General features: G+C 34.7%; 20 protein-coding genes and 2 tRNA genes. 10 read left to right on the top strand and 12 right to left on the bottom strand.

Features of this window, described 5'->3' with window-relative positions; all coding sequences use genetic code 11:
• Positions 1-2: 2 nt before the first annotated feature.
• The 7 genes from AO58_RS17665 (at position 3) to AO58_RS0115545 (ending at position 9,929) form a co-directional block, all read left to right on the top strand.
• Positions 3-3,815 (top strand): PAS domain S-box protein, encoded by a 3,813-nt coding sequence (locus tag AO58_RS17665; protein WP_024982581.1) that lies wholly within the window; start codon positions 3-5, stop codon positions 3,813-3,815.
• A gap of 125 nt (positions 3,816-3,940) precedes the next feature.
• On the top strand, positions 3,941-4,375 hold the full coding sequence (locus AO58_RS0115575; protein WP_024982580.1) for a response regulator: 435 nt from the start codon (positions 3,941-3,943) through the stop codon (positions 4,373-4,375).
• Between the two features lie 21 nt (positions 4,376-4,396).
• On the top strand, positions 4,397-4,750 hold the full coding sequence (locus tag AO58_RS0115570) for a hypothetical protein (RefSeq protein WP_024982579.1): 354 nt from the start codon (positions 4,397-4,399) through the stop codon (positions 4,748-4,750).
• A 339-nt stretch (positions 4,751-5,089) separates the two neighbouring features.
• Positions 5,090-6,331 (top strand): hypothetical protein, encoded by a 1,242-nt coding sequence (locus AO58_RS0115560; protein ID WP_024982578.1) that lies wholly within the window; start codon positions 5,090-5,092, stop codon positions 6,329-6,331.
• A gap of 243 nt (positions 6,332-6,574) precedes the next feature.
• Positions 6,575-7,804 carry a glycosyltransferase family 4 protein gene (locus AO58_RS0115555; protein WP_024982577.1) on the top strand — a complete coding sequence of 410 codons (1,230 nt, stop codon included), beginning with the start codon at positions 6,575-6,577 and terminating at the stop codon, positions 7,802-7,804.
• A 323-nt stretch (positions 7,805-8,127) separates the two neighbouring features.
• Positions 8,128-9,192, top strand: a complete 1,065-nt coding sequence (locus AO58_RS0115550; RefSeq protein ID WP_024982576.1) for a glycosyltransferase family 4 protein — start codon at positions 8,128-8,130, stop codon at positions 9,190-9,192.
• A gap of 158 nt (positions 9,193-9,350) precedes the next feature.
• Positions 9,351-9,929, top strand: coding sequence for a hypothetical protein (locus tag AO58_RS0115545; RefSeq protein WP_024982575.1), 579 nt, complete (start codon positions 9,351-9,353; stop codon positions 9,927-9,929).
• On the opposite strand, the gene AO58_RS0115540 is transcribed toward AO58_RS0115545, so the two are convergent.
• The 7 genes from AO58_RS0115540 to ruvC form a co-directional block, all read right to left on the bottom strand.
• Positions 9,926-10,300, bottom strand: coding sequence for an MmcQ/YjbR family DNA-binding protein (locus tag AO58_RS0115540; protein ID WP_024982574.1), 375 nt, complete (start codon positions 10,298-10,300; stop codon positions 9,926-9,928). The genes AO58_RS0115545 and AO58_RS0115540 overlap by 4 nt on opposite strands.
• Complete coding sequence (locus AO58_RS0115535; protein WP_024982573.1) at positions 10,297-10,698, bottom strand: GNAT family N-acetyltransferase; 402 nt, start codon at positions 10,696-10,698, stop codon at positions 10,297-10,299. The genes AO58_RS0115540 and AO58_RS0115535 overlap by 4 nt, the downstream gene beginning before the upstream one ends.
• On the bottom strand, positions 10,695-11,474 hold the full coding sequence (locus AO58_RS0115530) for a cyclase family protein (RefSeq protein ID WP_024982572.1): 780 nt from the start codon (positions 11,472-11,474) through the stop codon (positions 10,695-10,697). Before AO58_RS0115530 ends, AO58_RS0115535 begins: the two co-directional genes overlap by 4 nt.
• 40 nt (positions 11,475-11,514) lie before the next feature.
• A complete protein-coding gene (locus AO58_RS0115525; RefSeq protein WP_024982571.1) occupies positions 11,515-11,799 on the bottom strand; it encodes a GIY-YIG nuclease family protein in 285 nt (94 codons plus the stop codon).
• Between the two features lie 54 nt (positions 11,800-11,853).
• On the bottom strand, positions 11,854-13,014 hold the full coding sequence (gene hemW / locus AO58_RS0115520; RefSeq protein WP_024982570.1) for a radical SAM family heme chaperone HemW: 1,161 nt from the start codon (positions 13,012-13,014) through the stop codon (positions 11,854-11,856).
• 107 nt (positions 13,015-13,121) lie between these two features.
• Complete coding sequence (locus tag AO58_RS0115515) at positions 13,122-13,493, bottom strand: four helix bundle protein (protein ID WP_024982569.1); 372 nt, start codon at positions 13,491-13,493, stop codon at positions 13,122-13,124.
• Positions 13,494-13,588: 95 nt separating this feature from the next.
• Positions 13,589-14,146 (bottom strand): crossover junction endodeoxyribonuclease RuvC, encoded by a 558-nt coding sequence (ruvC, locus tag AO58_RS0115510; RefSeq protein WP_024982568.1) that lies wholly within the window; start codon positions 14,144-14,146, stop codon positions 13,589-13,591.
• A 101-nt stretch (positions 14,147-14,247) separates the two neighbouring features.
• Between ruvC and AO58_RS0115505 the strand changes: the two genes are divergently transcribed.
• Both AO58_RS0115505 and AO58_RS0115500 read left to right on the top strand, forming a co-directional pair.
• Entirely contained in the window at positions 14,248-15,222 is a 975-nt protein-coding gene (locus AO58_RS0115505; protein WP_024982567.1) for a lysylphosphatidylglycerol synthase domain-containing protein, read from the top strand.
• On the top strand, positions 15,219-16,316 hold the full coding sequence (locus tag AO58_RS0115500; RefSeq protein ID WP_024982566.1) for a glycosyltransferase family 2 protein: 1,098 nt from the start codon (positions 15,219-15,221) through the stop codon (positions 16,314-16,316). The genes AO58_RS0115505 and AO58_RS0115500 overlap by 4 nt, the downstream gene beginning before the upstream one ends.
• A 4-nt stretch (positions 16,317-16,320) precedes the next feature.
• On the opposite strand, the gene AO58_RS0115495 is transcribed toward AO58_RS0115500, so the two are convergent.
• Positions 16,321-17,028 (bottom strand): DUF4184 family protein, encoded by a 708-nt coding sequence (locus AO58_RS0115495; RefSeq protein ID WP_024982565.1) that lies wholly within the window; start codon positions 17,026-17,028, stop codon positions 16,321-16,323.
• A gap of 3 nt (positions 17,029-17,031) precedes the next feature.
• Positions 17,032-17,508 carry a hypothetical protein gene (locus AO58_RS0115490; protein ID WP_024982564.1) on the bottom strand — a complete coding sequence of 159 codons (477 nt, stop codon included), beginning with the start codon at positions 17,506-17,508 and terminating at the stop codon, positions 17,032-17,034.
• A 224-nt stretch (positions 17,509-17,732) separates the two neighbouring features.
• On the opposite strand from AO58_RS0115490, the gene AO58_RS0115485 reads away from it, so the two are divergent.
• A complete protein-coding gene (locus tag AO58_RS0115485) occupies positions 17,733-18,233 on the top strand; it encodes a DUF456 domain-containing protein (RefSeq protein WP_024982563.1) in 501 nt (166 codons plus the stop codon).
• A 185-nt stretch (positions 18,234-18,418) separates the two neighbouring features.
• On the opposite strand, the gene AO58_RS0115480 is transcribed toward AO58_RS0115485, so the two are convergent.
• The 3 genes from AO58_RS0115480 to AO58_RS0115465 all read right to left on the bottom strand — a co-directional run bounded on the left by AO58_RS0115480 (position 18,419) and on the right by AO58_RS0115465 (position 19,862).
• Positions 18,419-18,492 (bottom strand) — tRNA-Asp (locus AO58_RS0115480).
• 271 nt (positions 18,493-18,763) lie between these two features.
• Positions 18,764-18,837, bottom strand: a tRNA-Asp gene (locus AO58_RS0115470).
• 86 nt (positions 18,838-18,923) lie between these two features.
• On the bottom strand, positions 18,924-19,862 hold the full coding sequence (locus AO58_RS0115465; RefSeq protein ID WP_024982562.1) for a DUF58 domain-containing protein: 939 nt from the start codon (positions 19,860-19,862) through the stop codon (positions 18,924-18,926).
• Positions 19,863-20,230 lie beyond the last annotated feature (368 nt).

The following is a 20,230-nucleotide window of genomic DNA, read 5'->3' as shown; positions in this document are numbered from 1 at the left end:
TTATGACTACTCTTCATAAACTGTTACAAAAGCAAATCAACAAACACCTTTCGCCTGATTGCATGCAAAACCCATCAATGATGGCCTTTTTGAATGCCGTAAACGGCTCCTATGCTGCTTATGAAAGAGACCGAGATTTAATGAATCATTCTTTTAAAGAAAGCGAAAAAGAATACCATGAAATTCATCAAAATCTTAAGAAAGAATATGAACTCAAACAGCAATCTATTGCTAATTTATATGATAGTCTTGAAGCGCTTGAAGACGACTACAAGAACTTAAAACCTGAGGATGAAGTGGATGATATTATATTCATTTCGAAATACTTGAACCAACAAATCGAGAAGCGAAAAAACACCGAAAAACATCTTTCACGAACCGTTGAACTCTTAAAAACTCTTTTGGCCAACCTACGATCTGGTATTTTGGTAGAAGATGAAAACAGAAAGATTCTTTTTACTAATCAATTGTTTTGCAATATGTTTTCAATACCAGTAAACCCAGACGATATGGTGGGTTTAGATTGTACCAATTCTGCAGAACAATCCAAACACTTGTTTAAAGATCCAGAATGCTTTAAAGAAGGAATAACCAAAATTTTAATCGATAAGGAAATAATGACCAACGAACTATTAGAAATGGTAGATGGTCGTTTTTTTGAGCGCGACTATATTCCCGTATTCATTGCAGAAGAGTACAAAGGACATCTTTGGAAATATACTGATGTTACCCAACGTATAGAAAATCAAATATTATTAGCACAAAGTGAACAACGCAGCCGTATTGTAATGAACTCCTCGCTAAATGCCATTGTAACCGTTGACGACAAAGGAAAAATAACGTTTTGGAACGATCAAGCTACTGCTACATTTGGCTATACTTCTGAAGAAGTTTTGGGTAGAGTGTTTACCGAATTTATGATTCCAGAGCGCAACAAGGCACAATGGGAATACTCAATTTATCAATATTTAACAGAAGGTCATAACGATTTTTTGAACAAACATGTTGAGCTCATTGGTGTGCATCAATCGGGCAACGAATTTTTGGCCGAAATATCGATCATCCCAATTACTCAAAACGACGAAACGTTTTTCTGTGCTTTCCTTCAAGATATTTCCAAAAGAAAAGAAGCCGAAAACCAGCTCTCAGAAAATTTAGTGCTACTTCAAACACTCTTGGCAAATCTACAATCAGGCATCATGGTTGAAGATATGAATCGCAAAATTGTGTTTACCAATCAACTCTTTTGTGACATGCGTAACATTACCCTTTCGCCTAGCGAAATGATTGGACAAGATTGTAGAGAATTAATTCGCAGCACCAAACTTATCTTTAAGAATGAAAAACAATTTGTTGAACGCATTAACAAAATCATCGACGAGAAGCAATTAGTAGTTCAAGAATTAATAGAGACCAAAGACAACCTTTTTTACGAAAGAGATTATATTCCCATCATTATTTCACAAGAATACAAAGGACACCTATGGAAATATACAGATGTTACTCAGCGTATTCATAATCGAAATTTATTAGAGCAAAGTGAAGAGCGCAACCGCAACATCATGAATGCTTCACTAAATGCAATTATCAATATTGACAAAAAAGGAAAAATAACGTTTTGGAACAATCAAGCTGAAGTCATTTTTGGATGGAAAAAAGAAGAAGTTATGGGCAAAACCCTAACCGAAACCATTATTCCAAAACAACATCATCAAGGTCATAATGCAGGTATAAAACATTACATATCCACTGGAGAAGGCCCTGTATTGAATAAAAACATTGAACTCCCCGCCTATAACCGACAAGGAGAAGAATTTCCAATAGAAATTGCGATTATACCTTTAAAGGAAAAAGGAGAACTATTTTTTTGTTCCTTCATTCAGGATATTTCCGAACGAAAAAAAGCAGAAAACAAACTCAAGTACCAAGAAGAAAAATACCGCAACATTATCTCTAATATGAATCTAGGACTTATAGAAGTAGATAATCAAGAGATCATTCAGTTTACCAATCAAAGTTTTGCAACAATGTCTGGTTATGATATAGAAGATTTGATAGGCAAAAATCCGTCAGAAATATTTGTTTTTGGTGAGCATTTTGACATCATGAACCAAAAAAAAGAACTTCGCCAAAAAGGGGTGTCAGATGTGTACCAAATTCCCATAAAAGATAAAAATGGTGAACTCAAATGGTGGGCCATAAGCGGCGCTCCTAACTATGACGATCAAGGAAATTTAGTAGGCTCTGTAGGGATTCACCTCGATATAACCGAGCAAAAACAACTCGAAATCGAACTCAACCAACAAAAACTAAAAGCAGAAGAAGCCTCCAAAGCTAAAGAAGTTTTCTTGGCCAATATGAGCCATGAAATACGAACACCTCTTAACGCAATCATTGGTTTTTTGAGAGAATTGGGCAAACAAGATCTTACGGATTTACAAAAAAAATACATTGATAATAGCACAATTGCTTCCCGACATTTACTAGCCATTCTCAATAACATTTTAGACATTTCTAAAATTGAAGCTGGCGAAATGGAACTCGAAAATGAAGATTTCTATTTTGAAGTATCAATAGATAAAGTGATCAAAGTTTTACAACCCTTAGCCAAACAAAAAGGATTGAGACTTTCTGCTAGTATTGACACAAAAATTCATCCAGTATTGAAAGCCGATTCGTTACGAATAGAACAAATTCTATTCAATTTAGTAGGTAACTCATTGAAATTTACACACAAAGGCAGAATCGATTTGAAATGCGAAGTCATAGCTGATCAAGCCAATTTTCAGAAAATTCAAATCAAAATTACAGATACTGGAATTGGAATGGATCAAGACTACATCGAAACCATTTTCAAGAAATTTTCTCAAGAAGACAAAGCCGTTACAAGAAAATTTGGAGGAACAGGTTTAGGAATGGCCATAACCAAAGAATTGGTAACGTTAATGCATGGCGACATAAAAATAGAAAGCGAAAAAGGCATCGGGACTACTTTTTTTATTACACTCCCTTTAGAAAAAGGAAGTCCAGACAAAGTAAAAGAACCCCACAAGGAACTCAATGTAAACATTTCAGGACTTTCGATTTTATTGGTAGAAGACAACAAAATGAATCGAATGGTACTTCAAAATTCGATGCAGTATTTTAATTGTGCAGTAACCGAAGCCGAAAACGGAGTCGAAGCACTCGAAATTTTGAAATGTCAAACCTTTGATATCATTTTGATGGATATCCAAATGCCAGAAATGGATGGAATTGAAGCTACAAAAATTATACGAAACGAATTCAAACTCAATACTCCTATTATCGCTTTGACCGCTAATGCCTTCAAATCAGAAATAGAAAACTGCAAAAATGCAGGCATGGATGACTATGTAACCAAACCTTTTGATGAATTTTTATTGGTAGAAACTATTGCAAAACTCACTGTAAACCGCCCAAAAAATAGTTCGTCATTTAAAACAACAGACCGTATTTCAAAAATTTATAATCTTGGTGTATTGAGAAATTTGAGTAGAGGCAATGAAGATTTTGTACAAAAAATGATCACCATATTTGTAGAGCAAACTTCTCAAATCCTCATGGATTTAGATGTCGCACTACAAGAAAACAACTTTACTAAAATCAACCTTTTGATACACAAAGTAAAACCGAGTGTGGAAAGTCTGGGAATAAGTAACGTCTTGAAAGACATTGCAACACTAGAAAAAGCAATAAAAACAAACCCACAAGAAGTTAAAGCTTTACTTCATAACATCAAACTCGTTTTAACGCTAGCCATTACGCAACTTCAAAAAAACGAATTAAAAAAGTAACTTAATTGGAATGATTTTCCATATTTTGGACAAAAAGCACAAGCCCAAAAGCACCAATCCTTTTATTTATGGGGGTTGGTGCTTTTTGGCTCGGAATTGGCATAGTTTATTTAAAATAGTATACTATGAAAAATCCAACTCAATTCAAATTCTTTATTGTAGACGATGATATTTTTTGTGCCAATGTCTATGAACAATATCTCTCCAACCTTAACTATACCGACATTACTTATTTCAGCAATGGTAAAGATTGCCTAAACAATCTCGATCAAAATCCAGATATTGTTTTTCTAGACTATAATATGGATGATTTGACAGGATTTGAAGTTTTGAAAAAAATCAAACGACACAATCCCAATGTATATGTAGTAATGGTTTCAGGTCAAGAAAATATCAAAACCGCTGTGGATGCTTTGAAATATGGTGCTTTTGATTATATAACCAAAAACTCGTTTGTTTGTGATAAAATGACTCAAATTATACATAAAATTAGTCAAGTAAAAACAGAAACTAATTATTCAAATCCAACAATATTCAAACGCCTCATGAGTATTTTTTAAATCAATATCCTACAATAAAAAATGAAAACATTAATACCATTAGTGCTATTGCTTCTACTTTTAAGCAGTTACAAATCCTATACCATTTTGGAATACAAAAACCAAAACAAACTAACTGGAACCGAAATTAAAGAGTTCAAATCTTTTGAAATCCCTTTAAACAAAGAAATGTACCTCAAAAACTATACGATTTGCACTAAACTTTCCAGAAGTTTCTCAGTAGAAATAGATGGTACTTTTGTGGGGATAAAAGGTCTTTATAAACTCACTGATTTACAATTACTTTCTAAAAAAGAACCTTTGCTTTTTTATAATGAAAGTACAGAACATCCTTTTTCTATAAAGAAAGGAAAAGTATTAGCACAACTCAACTAATGTAGTATCGACTTTAAAATACAAAGAAACTCGACTCATGCTCATTAGAAATCTGATTCTAATGAGCATGATTTCGTTTACGTAATTTGGAGTATTAGACCAAAGCAATTATAGTATCAATTGTCAAGATCTCTATTTTCATCAAACACACCTTACTTCAGCTCAAAACCAATTTCTCAAAAAAATCCGACTGGTTCTATTTAAAAAAATTCCAAAAAACGATTTTTTTCCAAAATATGGAAAAAAAATGCTCTCAAAAACAGACAAAACCCTTGTAAAATCTAGGTTTTTATTTTTGGCATAGTTTTCCAAACAGTTGTATTACCCAAAAGCATAAAAATGAAAACTATTTTACAACAAACCGGCTACCATTTATCACCCAAAAAAATAAATGGAAATGAAGAGAGTATCCAACTTTCAACCATCGATAACCGTGATGGTTCACCAAGATGGATTTGGAATTCTGAGAACAACGATCCTTTATTCCTAAAATTCCACTATGCTGACAGCATTAATTCTTGGCTTTTTAGAAAATGGATTCAGGTTATTTTTTCCTTACACTTACAACGCTTTTTTTTTAAACAAAAAAAATGGTTCTATACAGTTAACGAAAATCCTCTATTCGATTGTAAAAGTAATTGGGCTTTATTTACTGGTAGCTCAGGGACAAACGACAAAGCTGTTTTGTATGCCAATAAGACTTTCTATAAAATTGCCAGCACCGAAAATGCAACACAATTAATTGAGAACGAATATAGAATTCTGAAGGTAATACAACAATCATCAAGAGGATTTATAACTCCTTTAGTACGATTGGTCAATCACAATATCATTCAACTTTCTGATGTCTCTGAAGATGGTAAAAGAACCACAAAAATTAACGATGCCCATCTTAAAGTGTTGCATGAATTGGCTTCAATAAAAAAACACACCCTTACCGTAGAAAATTGGCCTTGGTATAGACAAATAGAATCTGATTTTCTGGAGATTCAAGACAATAGAATTCCTAAAAATTTAATGCATAAAATAGAATTTTTATTGAATACGATAACCAATAAACAAAGTGTACTGCTTAGTTTTTCACAAGGCGATTTTACATCTTGGAATCAGTACCAACAAGGTGGCACAATAGCTTTGTATGATTGGGAATTGGCCAGAGTAGACCGTCCTTATGCTTTTGATTATTTTCATTTTATAATTCAGCAAGGCGTAATAGTTGACAGAAAAAAATGGGCCACGATTTATCAAGATCTTAAAGAACAATGTGTGGATAGTCACCGAAATTGTCTCTTTAATCACGATTTATACACCTTCAAAAATCAACTCAAATGGTATTTATTGACCAACTGTATGTATTCTTTAAAAACATTTGCCGAACAAGCAGAATGGAATCCTAAAATTGATTGGTTATTGACCATATGGAATGAAGCGTTGGATGTATTTGTGAAAGAAGAAAAAGCACCAAGAGAATTAATAAGTATGGAAGATATTGATAGCATCCAAAACAGTGGATATGAAGCTCTAAAATTCGAAGATCTACTTCTAAAAAAAGAAACGAAGCAACAGAGATTGATGTTTTAATTGAAAAAATAACCCTAAAAACCAGTCGCTATTTTATTTTAAAAATATCACCTTTTATAGTGTATACAGTAAAATTTATTGGTTATAAGCAAAATGAATTGCATTTGATCTCGCGGACAGTTCAGGGAATGATAATTATTCCGAAATCAAAAAACTAAACTAGCATTGCTGAAAATCACATAGGAAACAAGCGGTATACCATCTAGATAGTTGACGGAACAACCAAAATAAAAAACAGAAATCATGTCTAACAAAACAATTTTAGCTACTTGCTACTCCATAAATCCTTATAAAGATTTAGAAGATGGCATGGGATGGAATCTTATCCTTCAAATTGCACGTTATCAAAAAGTGATTGCCATAACACGAGAAAAAAATCAAGCCTCCATAGAAAAGTACCTCAGTGAAAACACAAATCCTGCCTTCAATAATATCACTTTCTTATATTTTGATCTACCCTATGGGATGCGTTTCTGGGAAAAAGGTGGCCTAGAATTTTGGATTTTTTACTACATCTGGCAGCGTAGCATTGTCTCTTTCATAAAAAAACAAACCCTTTACTATGATATTGTACACCATATAAATTTTCATAACGACCTGATGCCTAGTTTTTTATGGAAATTGAATAAGCCAATGGTTTTGGGTCCCGTCGGTCATCAACCCCGTATTCAAAAACAATACTTAAAACTGTATTCAAAAAAACAACATTTGAGTAACGAATTGAATTGGTTCGTAAAAAAAATAGTCATTAAACATTCCCCTGCTATGAAAAAAACAATTGAAAAAACAGCCCACACTTGGTGTACGACTCCTAGTACCCCAGTTTTTATGGGATTAAAAGAGAATACCTTTTCGATACACCCATCAATAGTCTCAGATGATTCTTATATTAAAAAACCAAAAAAAACCAACCAATTTCGCGTTTTAAGTGTAGGACGATTTGTTGCCATTAATGGTTTTGACTTAACCTTGCATTCTTTTATTGGGTTTGTAAAATCTTTACCCAATACAGAACAAAAACTATGTAAACTGATTCTTGTGGGAACAGGTCCAGAAAAAGAACTATACCTGAGAATTATCCAAGAAAATCAAGTCGAAAATTTGGTGGAAATCATCGAAAAGATAGATCGTCAATCGTTGATAGAACAATACCAAGAGGCTACAGTATTTCTGTTCCCTTCACATGAAGGTAATGGAATGGTTGTCGCAGAAGCGCTTTCGTTTGGGCTACCAATTATCTGTTTAAATAATGATGAATTTTGTCATTTCATAGATGATTCATTAGGTATTAGTGTACCGGTACAAAGCTATACTGATACAGTAATCCATTTGAAACAGGCACTATTAAAACTATACAAAATACCACATCTTACAGACATAATGAGCTCTCGAGCACGAAAACACTATGAAAATAAATTCAGCTGGAACAGTAGAGAATCTTATTTACAAAACATATACAACAAAATTGCATGATAATAAGCAGTTAAATTTTATAAGCGATTCGTTATAAAAGCCATACATATAATTCACACTGTTATTTATCAAAAGTCAAACCATAAAGAACTAACCTATAATAGATTCTTGTACCAAAATCAACAAGGCCATTGTAAAGGTGAAACTGCTTATTTTTTTTTTCCAATTAACCCTTCTATAATCCAAATTTTGGAAACTTTTCAGTGTCATAAATCGGATAATCCTAGTGCTTACAGGAGTTTTAGAATTCTTGCACAATTATTGGCATAGATTAAAAAGAACAAAGTTCCCCATTTACACAACATCTATAACAAATTAAGATTATGAAAATTATAGCCGTACATTTATCAAACGATTGTAGTGAAAGTTCAAAAATTTTGAGACAACTAGTAAAAGGTTGGACCAAAAACCACATCAGTACCGAACTATATGTGGGTAGTGGAGAAAAAGGCTTTTTATCTAATACAACTACAACACATCATTATTGGTATTCATCTGTTAAAAATCCAATTTTTAGATTGCTTTTTATTCTTGCTAGCCAATGTATCCTATTTTTTAAGCTTCTTTTTAATTTAAAAAAATCCGACATTCTTTATATCAATACTGTAGTGCCATTTGGTGCAGCTTTGGCTGGAAAAATACGAGGGTGCAAAATCATGTACCATATACACGATACCAGATTGACTCCAAAAATTTTCAAACTTTTTCTTTTTGGTGTTGTAAAATGGGCAGCGAATGAAGTAGTTTACGTTTCTAATTTCTTAGCCGAGCAAGAACCCCTAAAAATTAAAAGTAACGTAATCTACAACGTGCTCGAAAAAGATTTTTTAAACCAATGCAAGGGCATTAAAACCTCTCAAAAAGAAAGCAAAATTATTCTAATGATTTGTTCATTAAAAGCAAACAAAGGGGTTAGTGAATTTTTACATCTAGCGCACTTGAATAGAAACTATACATTCAAATTGGTATTAGATGCCAACCAAAAAGAAATTGACAACTACTTCAAATTAGAATTCCTTCCAGAGAATCTTGTTATTTACCCAACACAAACAGACACACATCCGTTTTATAAAGAAGCTAGTATTGTACTCAATCTGTCTGATACTCGTTCATCAGTAGAGACTTTTGGTATTACCATCCTAGAAGCAATGGCGTATGGGTTGCCAACTATTGTTCCTCCAGTGGGTGGTGTAGTTGAATTAGTAAAAGAAGGCGAAAATGGCTTTTTGATTGACAGCAAAAATATCCCACTACTTACCAAACGCCTGAACGAACTATTACAAAACCAGGCTCTTTATCAAAAAATGAGTGCTACTGCAAAAGAATACAGCCGCTTTTTTTGCGAAGAATATTTTGAAAGCGAATCGACTAGAATCCTTCTAAATTAATCCTCAAAAAAGTAACCCTATTCACAATATTAAAAAAATGAAAAGCATATAAAAAAAAGAACAATGGACTTTCAAAAAAAAACAGAGTACTTCTTATCTATTTCTAAAAATCACATAATTATTTAGCTATATTTGCTATAAATCAATCTAAGCCACATATGATTCGATTATATCCAAACGAACAAGTTAAAGAATTCGACGTACACGAATCCTTGCAATTGCGCTATGCAATTACCAGCCGAGGAAGGCTCATCAGTTTTAAAGACCGAATTGAAGAAGGTCGTGAATTAAAAGGAAGCATGATAGACGGCTACCGTATTTTTCGCTACAAAATCAATTCTGGAGAAAAACCAGTCAACCGACATCTCTTTTTTTACAAACTCATTGCGGAGCATTTTATTCCAAAACATTCCGAAGATCAGGTTCACATCCTACATTTAGATTATGTGCGTGATAACGACTCCCTTCGAAACTTAAAATGGGCGACACGCGAAGAATTTTTGGAACACAACCGAAAAAGTCCACACGTGATTCAAGCAAGAAAAAATTTGCTAGCACATAACATCAAATCCGATGGAAGAAAGCTTACATCAACCAATGTGATTCGGATCAAAAAGATGCTGCAAAATCCCAACAGAAAAACTAGGATTAAAATGATTGCCAAGCAATTTGGTGTCAGCGAAATGCAAATTTTCCGCATTAAATCTGGTGAAAACTGGGGACATATCGTCGTCTAATCGATAGGTAAAGCAGCAATTTCGGCCTGTAATTTTTTCGTAAGACTTTTAAAAACCAAGTCATACGAATGGTCGATTAATGCTTTGAGCATAGCATCTGGAACATCTTGATTAATCGCAACGGTGTTCCAGTGTATTTTGCTCATATGATACCCTTCATTGATGGCGTCGTAATTGGCACGCAATTCTAAAGCGCGCTCGGGGTCACACTTGAGATTCACCGAGGGTTCTTGCTTTTCCCATTGTTTTAACGAGGACAATGCAAACATTTTGCCTCCTACTTTAAAAACCAAAGTATCTTCATCAAAAGGAAAATGCTCTGTTACTGCTTTTTTAGACAAGCAGTATTCATAAAATGTTTCTAAATTCATAGTATTATTTTTTCCATCATCTTTTCGGGATGAGCTAAGGTTGTAAATCCAAATTTTTGATATAGAAAATGAGCATCTGTCGTGGCCAATCGCCAGATTTTCACTTGTTGCAATTGCGGTTCTTCCAGCATCGCTTGTATCAAAATAGAAGCATATCCCTTGCCTCGATACTCGTCAGCGATAAAAACATCCATAACGTAGGCAAAAACTACATAATCAGTAATCACTCTGGCAAACCCAATTTGGACATCATCCTTAAAAATCCCAAAACATACCGAACTATCAATGCATACTTGAACTTCTTCAATCGTTCGACCTGCCGCCCAATAAATATCCTTCAAAAAATTTTGAATGAAAAGAACATCCAACTTTGCTTTATCGGTAGAAACGTGAATCATATTTGGTATAAAATAGGTTTACTCGGACTGGCATCATTTTCAAAAGATGCTATTTGCAAATTCAATACATAAGGACCATCTAGCACTTCATCGGGCACATAAATCATTTCGGTGATGGTGCAATTCAGTCTTGCATCAGTATTCAGGTTATTCACATCTTTCACATTCCAAAACGCTTTGTGCGCCAATAATTTTCCCTCATCTTTCTCCTTGTCTACACTAGGCAAATCGATTAATAAATGTTGAATGCCGATTTCACGAATAAAATGTGCCGCTTCTTCCGTTAGATACGGCGGATTGGTATTCGAATAGTTTTGGTATTTTTTTAATTTAAAATTAGGCAGCGTTCTAATTACTAACGCTTCAAAAGAAATACCCGATTGTAATGTCACCTCGAGCGCAGTCGAGAGACTTTTTAATGTAATCACTAAATCTTCCCCCTGCACTTCTGGCACCACAGAAATCAATTCGGCACGGAAGAAAAACTGTTGCAAACATTGATTCACACTGTAAAATTCACGTGTGATATGCCCCAAACATTCAGTATGCGTACCGTGACCGTGTGGATTGAAAAAGATGTTATTAAAATTGGTCGATGAGCTTCCTTCCGATACTTTCCCAACCCAATCTCCAAAAACTACTGGTTCAATAACCGGTTTTTCGATATACCAAGCAATAGGATTTTCGTCGGTATTGGTCAAAGGAATCGAAATATCAATGGGTTTTGATAGGTCGATTGTAACAGTTTGGTCAATTAGTTCTATTGTGGCTTTCATTTATGCTGAATTTATTTCAGCATCTCATTTGGAGACGCTTTTATAAGTTCAAATATAAATCTTTTAATTCTGGATTTGAAAGTTTTTCAAGATTCCATTTCCACTCTTTATGCCAATTTTTAATTTGCTTTTCTCTTTTAAAAGCATCTGCTAAATCATCAAACGCTTCAAAATATATCAAAATAGTAGCATTGTACTTTTTTGTAAAAACTGCACCTGTACCATTTCTATGGCAATCTATTCTATTCTTTAAGTTCTTTGTTGCGCCAACATATAGAACAGTATAATTTTTATTTGTTAAAATATATGTAAATCCTTTTTCCATATAAAAATCAATTAAAATCAAAAGATCCTGAAACTAGTTCAGAAGATCCTGAAACTAGTTCAGGATAAACAAATCACTCGCAATTCCATCAGTCAAGAATTTTCCTTTAGAAGTTGGTTTCAGAATATTATTCTCAATAGCGAGCAACTCATCCTTTACGAATTTCTCAGATTGCTTTATGAGATAATCCAAATAGTTTCCTCCAAATTCTGCTTCAATTCTATCTAAAGAAACTCCCCAAATGGTTCGCAATCCTGTCATAATGTATTCGTTATAACGGTCAGCTGTAGATAAGATTTCTTTTTCGTTGGGCAATTGATTTTGTTGAATGGCTTTCAAATACAAAGCATTATTCGCCACATTCCAACTTCTCGAAATTCCATCATAACTGTGCGCCGATGGACCAATTCCGATGTATTTTTTTCCTAACCAATACGCCGAATTGTTCTTCGAAAAATAATTTTCCTTTCCAAAATTGGACAACTCATAATGAATAAAACCATTTTTCTCGAGGGTTTCGACTAGTATTTGGAAATGCGCTTCGGCTACTTCGTCTTTAGGAGCGTCTATTTTATCCTTTTGAATGAGTGTATTCAAAGCGGTTTTGGGCTCTACCGTCAAGGCGTAACTCGAAATATGTGGCACACCAAAACGCAAAGCGGTTTCGATATTTTGTTGCCATTGTTCATTACTCATCCCCGGAATACCATAAATCAAATCGATTGAAATATTATCGAAATATTGAGTCGCGAGTTCCAAACATTTTTGAGCTTCTACCGAATTGTGTGCGCGATTCATCATCGCTAAATCGGCTTCAAAAAACGACTGAATTCCAATACTAAGTCTATTGATTGAACTTTTGGACAATTCCACAATTCGCTCACTGGTCAAATCATCAGGATTTGCTTCAAGGGTAATTTCTGGATTTTCAACAACACTGTAATGCTGGTACACTTCTGCAATCAAGAATTCAATTTCTTCCGTAGTCAGTACCGAAGGCGTACCTCCTCCAAAATAAATCGTTTCCACTTCCCAGAATTCAGCATCATTTTTGTCACTTCGAGCGCAGTCGAGAAGCTCACTTTTGCGAAGTTGTATTTCTTTGGCAATAGCCAAAACCATCTCTTCTTTTTTCTTCATCGAAGTAGAAAAATGAAAATCGCAATAGTGACACGCTTGTTTGCAGAATGGGATGTGGATGTAGATGCCGCTCATAGATAAAGTGTTCAGTGGTCAGGATTTAGTGATCAGTCATTGGAAAGTGTTCAGTATTCAGTTTTTAATGTTCAATAATAAACTGATTACTAATGACTGAACACTGCTTACTCTTTTTTTACTCCAAATTTTTCTGGATTTAGTATCATATAATTTATCAATCTTCCAACTTCTTTGTAACTTTCAGTTAAACTAGTAAACGACTCTATTGTTATATACTTGCAAGCCAGTGCATATTCCAACCAGCCTTGTGTCTCAGAATTTTCGGCATCAGCATCGGTCAATTTACTATGAAAATACTTAGGATACTCTCTTTTTCTATAGGCTTCAGCAATCGTAATTGTTACGCTTCTCGAACTTCTTCTGATTTGATCTGTTAAAGAATATGTCTCTTCTTTTGGAAAACTTTTCGATAACTCAAAAACGGCCATAGCAACATCGAACCCTTTTTTATAACTTAATAAATCCTGAAATTTCATCTGTTTTATCTAACTAATTACTTTAAATGAACACTTAAAAACTAATCACTATTTTTTTACATTACACAACCTGAACACTAAAAACTGAACACTGATCACTTCTTTTTAATCCTATCTTCATTATTCTTCACAAAAGCATCCCAACCTGAATAGCTTTTTTCGCCGATTGTTTTTCCAGAATTGAAGAAATGACAAACCGCAGCCGCCAAACCATCGGTTGAATCGAGGTTTTTGGGAAGTTCTTTTAGTCCTAAAAGTTGTTGCAGCATTTTGGCCACTTGTTCTTTGCTGGCGTTTCCGTTGCCGGTGATGGCCATTTTTATCTTTTTGGGTTCATATTCGGTAATGGGAATGTCTCTAGAAAGTCCAGCTGCCATCGCCACACCTTGCGCACGCCCTAACTTCAACATCGATTGTACGTTTTTACCAAAGAAAGGTGCTTCAATCGCGATTTCGTCAGGATGATGCGTTTCGATTAACTCAATGGTACGCTCGAAAATGACTTTTAATTTTTGGTAATGGTTATCGTATTTGGACAAAATCAACTCATTGAGCTGTATAAATTCCATTTTCTTATTTATAACCCGAATCAATCCAAACCCCATAATGGTAGTCCCTGGGTCGATGCCTAATATGATGCGTTCTTTTGACAATTTTTTTAGTTTCAAGTTTACCGTTTCAAGTACAAAGTTTGTTGTTTCTTTGCAAAATAATTTTACTCACAATAATTCCACGCCACGGCGGATTAGGGCAGATGATTTCAATTCCACACAAAACTAAACAATTCCTTGTACTTCTAGTCAAACTTTCGATAGTTGGGGGAGCGTTTTATTTTATCTACAACCAACTCGCCAATAATGACCAGCTCGATTGGGAGAAGTTTATCGTGCTGTTTCGCAAAAATCAATCCGTGGGAGGCATTCTTTTCATTCTCTCGTTTAGTGTCTTGAATCGCTATTTTGAAATTTTGAAATGGCAAAACTTAGTCCGTTTTCTGCATCCTATTTCGGTGGGCGAATCTACCAAACAAGTATTGGCCGCTTTAACTGCGGGTTTATTTACCCCAAACGGCGTGGGCGAATACGCTGGAAAAGCCTTGTATTTCGATAAAAAATCAACCAAAAAAATCATCTTTTTAAACCTGATTTGCAACGGAATCCAGATGTTATTAAGTATCGTTTTTGGCATTTTCGGCTTGTTGTATTTCAATGCTATTTTCGCCATTATCAAACCGAAAACCGTGCTACTGCTCTTTGGCGGACTTTTATTAATCGTACTGATTGTATTTTTTTCAAAGAAAATCAACATCAAAGGTTACTCCATCGAAAAACTACTTCACAAAATCAATGAGATTCCAAAAGCAATTCATCAAAAAAACATACTGCTTGGAACCTGTCGCTATTTGGTGTTCTCGCATCAATACTATTTCTTGTTTTTGGCTTTTGATGTGGACTTACCCTATTTAACAATGATGGCTGCGATTGCTTCGGTCTATTTTCTAGCTTCGTCTTTGCCAACTTTTCAGTTTTTGGATTTTGCGGTAAAAGGAAGTGTGGCGGTTTTTTTCTTTGGAATTTTGGGCGTTAACGAGTGGATTGTGGTTTTCATTTCGACTTTAATGTGGTTCTTGAATGTAGTGCTGCCCGTAGCCATAGGAAGTTATTTTGTTTTGAAATTTAGCCCGCTAGCCTCAGAAGGTGGAAACATTAATATCAAAGAAAAACAATGATTTTTGTTTTACTAGGCATAACAATCGTTTATGTACTGGCTATCAGTTGGCTCATTTACGGATGTTCCCAAGTACCGTTGTATTCCAAAAAAGAGGTGACTCCAAAAACCACCTTCTCTATTTTGGTGCCTTTTCGCAATGAAGCCGAAAATTTGCCGATTTTATTAGAAAGTATTTCCAAACTAAAGTATCCGACAGATTTATTTGAAGTGCTATTGATTGATGATGCTTCAGAAAAAGAGTTTAAAGTTTCAGGTTTAAAGTTTAAAGTTTCAATTGTTACTACTATTCGGATTTCAAGTTCTCCGAAAAAAGATGCCATCACGACGGGCGTCCCTTTGGCCAACAACGAGTGGATAGTGACCACCGATGCCGATTGTGTAGTTCCCGAAAATTGGTTGCTAACGATGGATGCTTTTATTCAAAATCAAAGAATTGAAATGATTGCTGGGGCGGTAACTTATGACTGCAAGCCTTCGTTTTTGCATCATTTTCAGCAATTGGACTTGACGAGTTTACAAGGCGCTACTATTGGAAGTTTTGGCATTAATAAAGGTTTTATGTGCAATGGCGCCAATTTTGTTTATACTAAATCTCTTTTTCAAAAATTGAATGGTTTTGAAGGCAATGACAAAATAGCCAGCGGCGATGATGTTTTTTTATTACAAAAAGCCATAGCCCAATGTCCAGAAAAAGTACACTATTTAAAATCGAAAGAAACCATTGTCCGAACGCAACCTACAGAAAGCTGGAAAGCCTTGTTCCATCAGCGTGTTCGTTGGGCTTCTAAAACTAGCTCCTATCAGAGTCGGTTTGGGATAGGATTAGGGCTAGTCGTTTTTGGAGGTAATCTTAGTTTGATTTTGGTATTAGTTACAGGCATTTTGGGTTGGATTCCGTTTCTCTATGTCGCATTGCTTTGGCTAACGAAATTTATGGTCGATTCGGTATTACTTTACACCACCCATCGTTTTTTGAGTCATTCCAAAATGCACTATTGGATAGCCAGTAGCATGCTCTATCCTTTTTTTAGTACTAGTGTGGCTTTGTATGCTGTTTTTGGTTCTTACGAATGGAAAGGGAGACGATTCTAAAGAATTATAGCCGTTTTTTAATCCAAAAACTACTTATTGCAATCCCAACTATTGAAGAAGAAATCAAACTCACAACAACATTTCCATATTGTACAACTGACAATCCAAAACAAAATCGAATTACCATAATCAGGAAAGTCCAAAATAGAACAAAAACCCAATACCTTTTTTTGACTATGTGGTGGATTGTATTCGATGATGGCATTTTATATAAATAGAAAAATAAAGTAGCCATTCCAACGCAAGAGCTTAAATGCTGAAGAATTTTATAGAATGGAATAGCATATATTTCACTTAACAGAAAAGGAAACTGAGAAACAAAATAACCTGTTTGATGTGTAAACCCATCCCATAAAATATGTGAAATAGCTCCAATAACAATAGAAAGTACTACGATAATGAAATTATTCCGCAAATAATCCATCCAATCTGTTTTCTTTAAAACATCAAGGCGAGAACTAAAAAAAGAAGGCAAATTTTCTATTAATCCTTTTTTTATGATTTGATGAAACAACAAAGCTAATAGTAAAGAAATTGGAATATTAAAAATGAACAAGCCCAAAAAAGTATGACTAATATTGCTTTGAACTTTCATTCTAATGAAATACTCAAAATCAGGACACATAGACCCAACTATTAAACCCGTTGCTGATAATCTCCTAGATTTTATAAATGGAAGTACAATTGCTGGATGCGAAAAAGTAAAAGGCATTATTTATTCTACTTTTAATATTACCGGCAAGATAAACTGTGTTTTTACAGGAATTCCTCGTTTTATAGCGGGATTGACTTTAGGAAAACCGACCAAACGCGCGCGAAGAATACTATCGATTTTGATGGTATCATAAGCCACCGAATCTTTGGGGAATTGTGGTTCAAATTGAAGCGTTGCATTTGGGAATACGGTGACTTTGACTTCGATGGTATCAAGCTCTGGATACAGCGCCGCCAAGGTGTCTACGCTTAATTTTTCTTGAATAAGCTGCGTCAATCGCTCAAAAAAGCACTGTTGTTGTTGCTTCTTGTCGGTCACGCTTTCACAATCTACCAAAGAGGGATACTCATCGACTTCTTTCCAATTGATCGTTTTCAATTCTTTTTGGAGCAATTCCTTTTCAGAGGGAACTTGCTTTTCAAAGTATTGACAAGAAGCGAACAACAAAATAAATAGATATAAATAATTTTTATTCAAAACTTGATAGGGTGTAAAAATATTTAAATAAAAATACTAATAATTAATTAATAAATGACTGCCAAACAACCTGTACTTTACAATTTACTACTGAAAATTGAAATAACTAATCAACACTCAAGCTGATAATTGTTGGAAAATGAAGTTGTGAAAAAAAATTGATACATTTATACAACTCAAAAAATGCAGTACTTTAATTTTTCAAAATTACTAATTTTTTTCTTATGGACATCTTGCTTATAATTTTGGGATTTATTTTCGTTATTTTAGGTGTTTTAGGCAGTTTCATTCCGCTTTTACCAGGCCCTCTATTTTGTTTTATAGGCTTATTACTATTATATCTTACTGATTCAATTCCAATCAATTATTGGTCTTTATCTATTAGTGCATTGTCTTGCCTAATACTAAGTATTTTGGACTATGTAATTCCAGCTCGTGGAACCAAAAAGTATGGAGGAAGTTCCTATGGCGTTTGGGGCACCAACATTGGACTACTTGTCGGCTTACTAAGTCCATTACCTTTTGGGTTTATTTTAGGGCCTTTCTTAGGCGCTTTTCTAGGAGAAATACTCTATGACCACAAAAATCACAATCGTGCACTTAAAGCCGCCACTGGCTCGTTTATTGGATTCATCGCCTCGAGTGTTGTAAAATTTATGGTTTGCATGATGCATGCGGGCTATTTCTTATGGTTGTGTTGGAACAATCGAACAGTTTTGTTATAAGTATTAGTAAAATCTTTTTCCATAAAACTAAAAAAAGCCGTTCGTCGAGACGAAAAGCTTTTCATTGGTCTAACTACTAAACCACGCTACGAGTTACAAATTCGCAGCAAACAACACAACTAATTTTAGATACCTTATGAGGGCAAAAAAGCACTTCATCTCTGAAGTGCTTCTCCCAATATTAGCGGTCTGGACGGGACTCGAACCCGCGACCCCATGCGTGACAGGCATGTATTCTAACCAACTGAACTACCAAACCCTGCTTTATTGCGGTTGCAAAGATACAATAGAATTTCGCATTTCCAAGCCTTTTACTAAATCATTCTAAAAAAAATATTTATTTTCATAAAGTCAATTTCTAAACCACTGTAAATCAAAAAAGCCATCCACAAAAGTGGAAAGCTTTTCATTGGTCTAACTACTAAACCACGCTACGAGTTACAAATTCGTAGCAAACAACACAACTAATTTTAGATACCTTATGAGGGCAAAAAAGCACTTCATCTCTGAAGTGCTTCTCCCAATATTAGCGGTCTGGACGGGACTCGAACCCGCGACCCCATGCGTGACAGGCATGTATTCTAACCAACTGAACTACCAAACCTCTGCTTTATTGCGGTTGCAAAGATACAATAGATTTTCATTTACACAAGTGTTTTTTACAAAAATATTTCATTAAAAAGCGCATGTTTAGCCAAAACTTTGTTTTTCAACCAAATAGGTTGATATTATTTTTTCAAAATTATCATCAACTCGCACCGGAACATACACAATCCGATTCTGAGCGCAACTCATTGCTACTTTTTTAGTGAACTCTTTCATTTGAATTTCGTAAGCTTCTTTCACATTGTCAGCAAAAACCGCAATTTCTTCACCAGATTCAAGATCAACAAACCTTCTCGGTGAAGCATCAAAATCAAAATTGTATTCTGTTTTATAATCCATCACATGGAACAACACCACTTTGTGTTTATTATGCTTTAAATGTTGTAAGGCCGCAAACAACTTCTCCTCAGAAGAAGATATCGAATCCGACTGGAACATATCCGTAAAAAGCAAAATCATCGACCTACGATGCATTTTCTCGGCTATCTGATGTAAATAAGTAATTGTATCAGTAGTTTTCTTTGGTGTTTGATTTTCGAGCAAATTTTCGAGCGTATTCAACAACATTCTATGATGACGATCACTGCCTTTCTCTGGCGCATAATATTCGTAACGATCCGAAAAAACACTCAATCCCACCGCATCTCTTTGTTTTTTCAAAAGCGCCATTAAAACAGCAGCAGCTAAAACTGAAAACCCAATTTTATTCTCATAAAAATTTTGATTCACATCGAGTTTTGGATAATGCATCGACGATGAATTATCAATAATGATGTGACATCTCAAATTAGTTTCTTCTTCAAAACACTTGGAATACAAGCGATCTGTTTTCGCATATAATTTCCAATCCACATGACGAGTACTCTCTCCTGTATTATACACTTTATGTTCTGAAAACTCAGCTGAAAAACCATGAAAAGGACTCTTATGCATCCCCGAAACAAAGCCTTCTACAACTTGATAAGCCAAAAGTTCTAAATGTTTAAAACTTGAAATTTTTTCTACTTGCGATGCTATTTTCATACATCAAATATATTAAAAAATTTAAAGCACTAGAAAAATGAAAATTATAAGATAAGAGCAATAGACACCAATATTTACCCAAAGACAGATTCGAGAAAGAATTGCTGGATTTAATCGAGTATTAATTCTAAAATAATAAGTAACCCCCACAAGAGTCATTATCATCCCACATGGTTCCCGCTATCCGCTAAATCTTGTTTGGGCTTTATTCGCCCAAGCAAGGATACCGCTGCTATCGGGGTTAAGGAGTTACAATGGGCCTATTTATAGGCATTGTTACAACCAAAAAACTCCATTAGAGGTTCTCTAATGGAGTTTTTTTTTGTTTTTGTACTCAGAGCGGGACTTGAACCCGCACGAACATTGCT

This window comes from Flavobacterium succinicans LMG 10402 (assembly GCF_000611675.1).
In the GTDB taxonomy this organism is placed as follows: domain Bacteria; phylum Bacteroidota; class Bacteroidia; order Flavobacteriales; family Flavobacteriaceae; genus Flavobacterium; species Flavobacterium succinicans.
Note: the sequence above shows the minus strand (reverse complement) of the source record. Positions and strands in the feature narration are given on the sequence as shown.

Bases quoted from the DNA above. Each gene is read 5' to 3' on its own strand.
- AO58_RS17665 (WP_024982581.1), top strand. From the start codon at position 3: ATGACTACTCTTCATAAACTGTTACAAAAGCAAATCAACAAACACCTT.
- AO58_RS0115575 (WP_024982580.1), top strand. From the start codon at position 3,941: ATGAAAAATCCAACTCAATTCAAATTCTTTATTGTAGACGATGATATT.
- AO58_RS0115570 (WP_024982579.1), top strand. From the start codon at position 4,397: ATGAAAACATTAATACCATTAGTGCTATTGCTTCTACTTTTAAGCAGT.
- AO58_RS0115560 (WP_024982578.1), top strand. From the start codon at position 5,090: ATGAAAACTATTTTACAACAAACCGGCTACCATTTATCACCCAAAAAA.
- AO58_RS0115555 (WP_024982577.1), top strand. From the start codon at position 6,575: ATGTCTAACAAAACAATTTTAGCTACTTGCTACTCCATAAATCCTTAT.
- AO58_RS0115550 (WP_024982576.1), top strand. From the start codon at position 8,128: ATGAAAATTATAGCCGTACATTTATCAAACGATTGTAGTGAAAGTTCA.
- AO58_RS0115545 (WP_024982575.1), top strand. From the start codon at position 9,351: ATGATTCGATTATATCCAAACGAACAAGTTAAAGAATTCGACGTACAC.
- AO58_RS0115540 (WP_024982574.1), bottom strand. From the start codon at position 10,300: ATGAATTTAGAAACATTTTATGAATACTGCTTGTCTAAAAAAGCAGTA.
- AO58_RS0115535 (WP_024982573.1), bottom strand. From the start codon at position 10,698: ATGATTCACGTTTCTACCGATAAAGCAAAGTTGGATGTTCTTTTCATT.
- AO58_RS0115530 (WP_024982572.1), bottom strand. From the start codon at position 11,474: ATGAAAGCCACAATAGAACTAATTGACCAAACTGTTACAATCGACCTA.
- AO58_RS0115525 (WP_024982571.1), bottom strand. From the start codon at position 11,799: ATGGAAAAAGGATTTACATATATTTTAACAAATAAAAATTATACTGTT.
- hemW (WP_024982570.1), bottom strand. From the start codon at position 13,014: ATGAGCGGCATCTACATCCACATCCCATTCTGCAAACAAGCGTGTCAC.
- AO58_RS0115515 (WP_024982569.1), bottom strand. From the start codon at position 13,493: ATGAAATTTCAGGATTTATTAAGTTATAAAAAAGGGTTCGATGTTGCT.
- AO58_RS0115505 (WP_024982567.1), top strand. From the start codon at position 14,248: ATGATTTCAATTCCACACAAAACTAAACAATTCCTTGTACTTCTAGTC.
- AO58_RS0115500 (WP_024982566.1), top strand. From the start codon at position 15,219: ATGATTTTTGTTTTACTAGGCATAACAATCGTTTATGTACTGGCTATC.
- AO58_RS0115495 (WP_024982565.1), bottom strand. From the start codon at position 17,028: ATGCCTTTTACTTTTTCGCATCCAGCAATTGTACTTCCATTTATAAAA.
- AO58_RS0115485 (WP_024982563.1), top strand. From the start codon at position 17,733: ATGGACATCTTGCTTATAATTTTGGGATTTATTTTCGTTATTTTAGGT.
- AO58_RS0115465 (WP_024982562.1), bottom strand. From the start codon at position 19,862: ATGAAAATAGCATCGCAAGTAGAAAAAATTTCAAGTTTTAAACATTTA.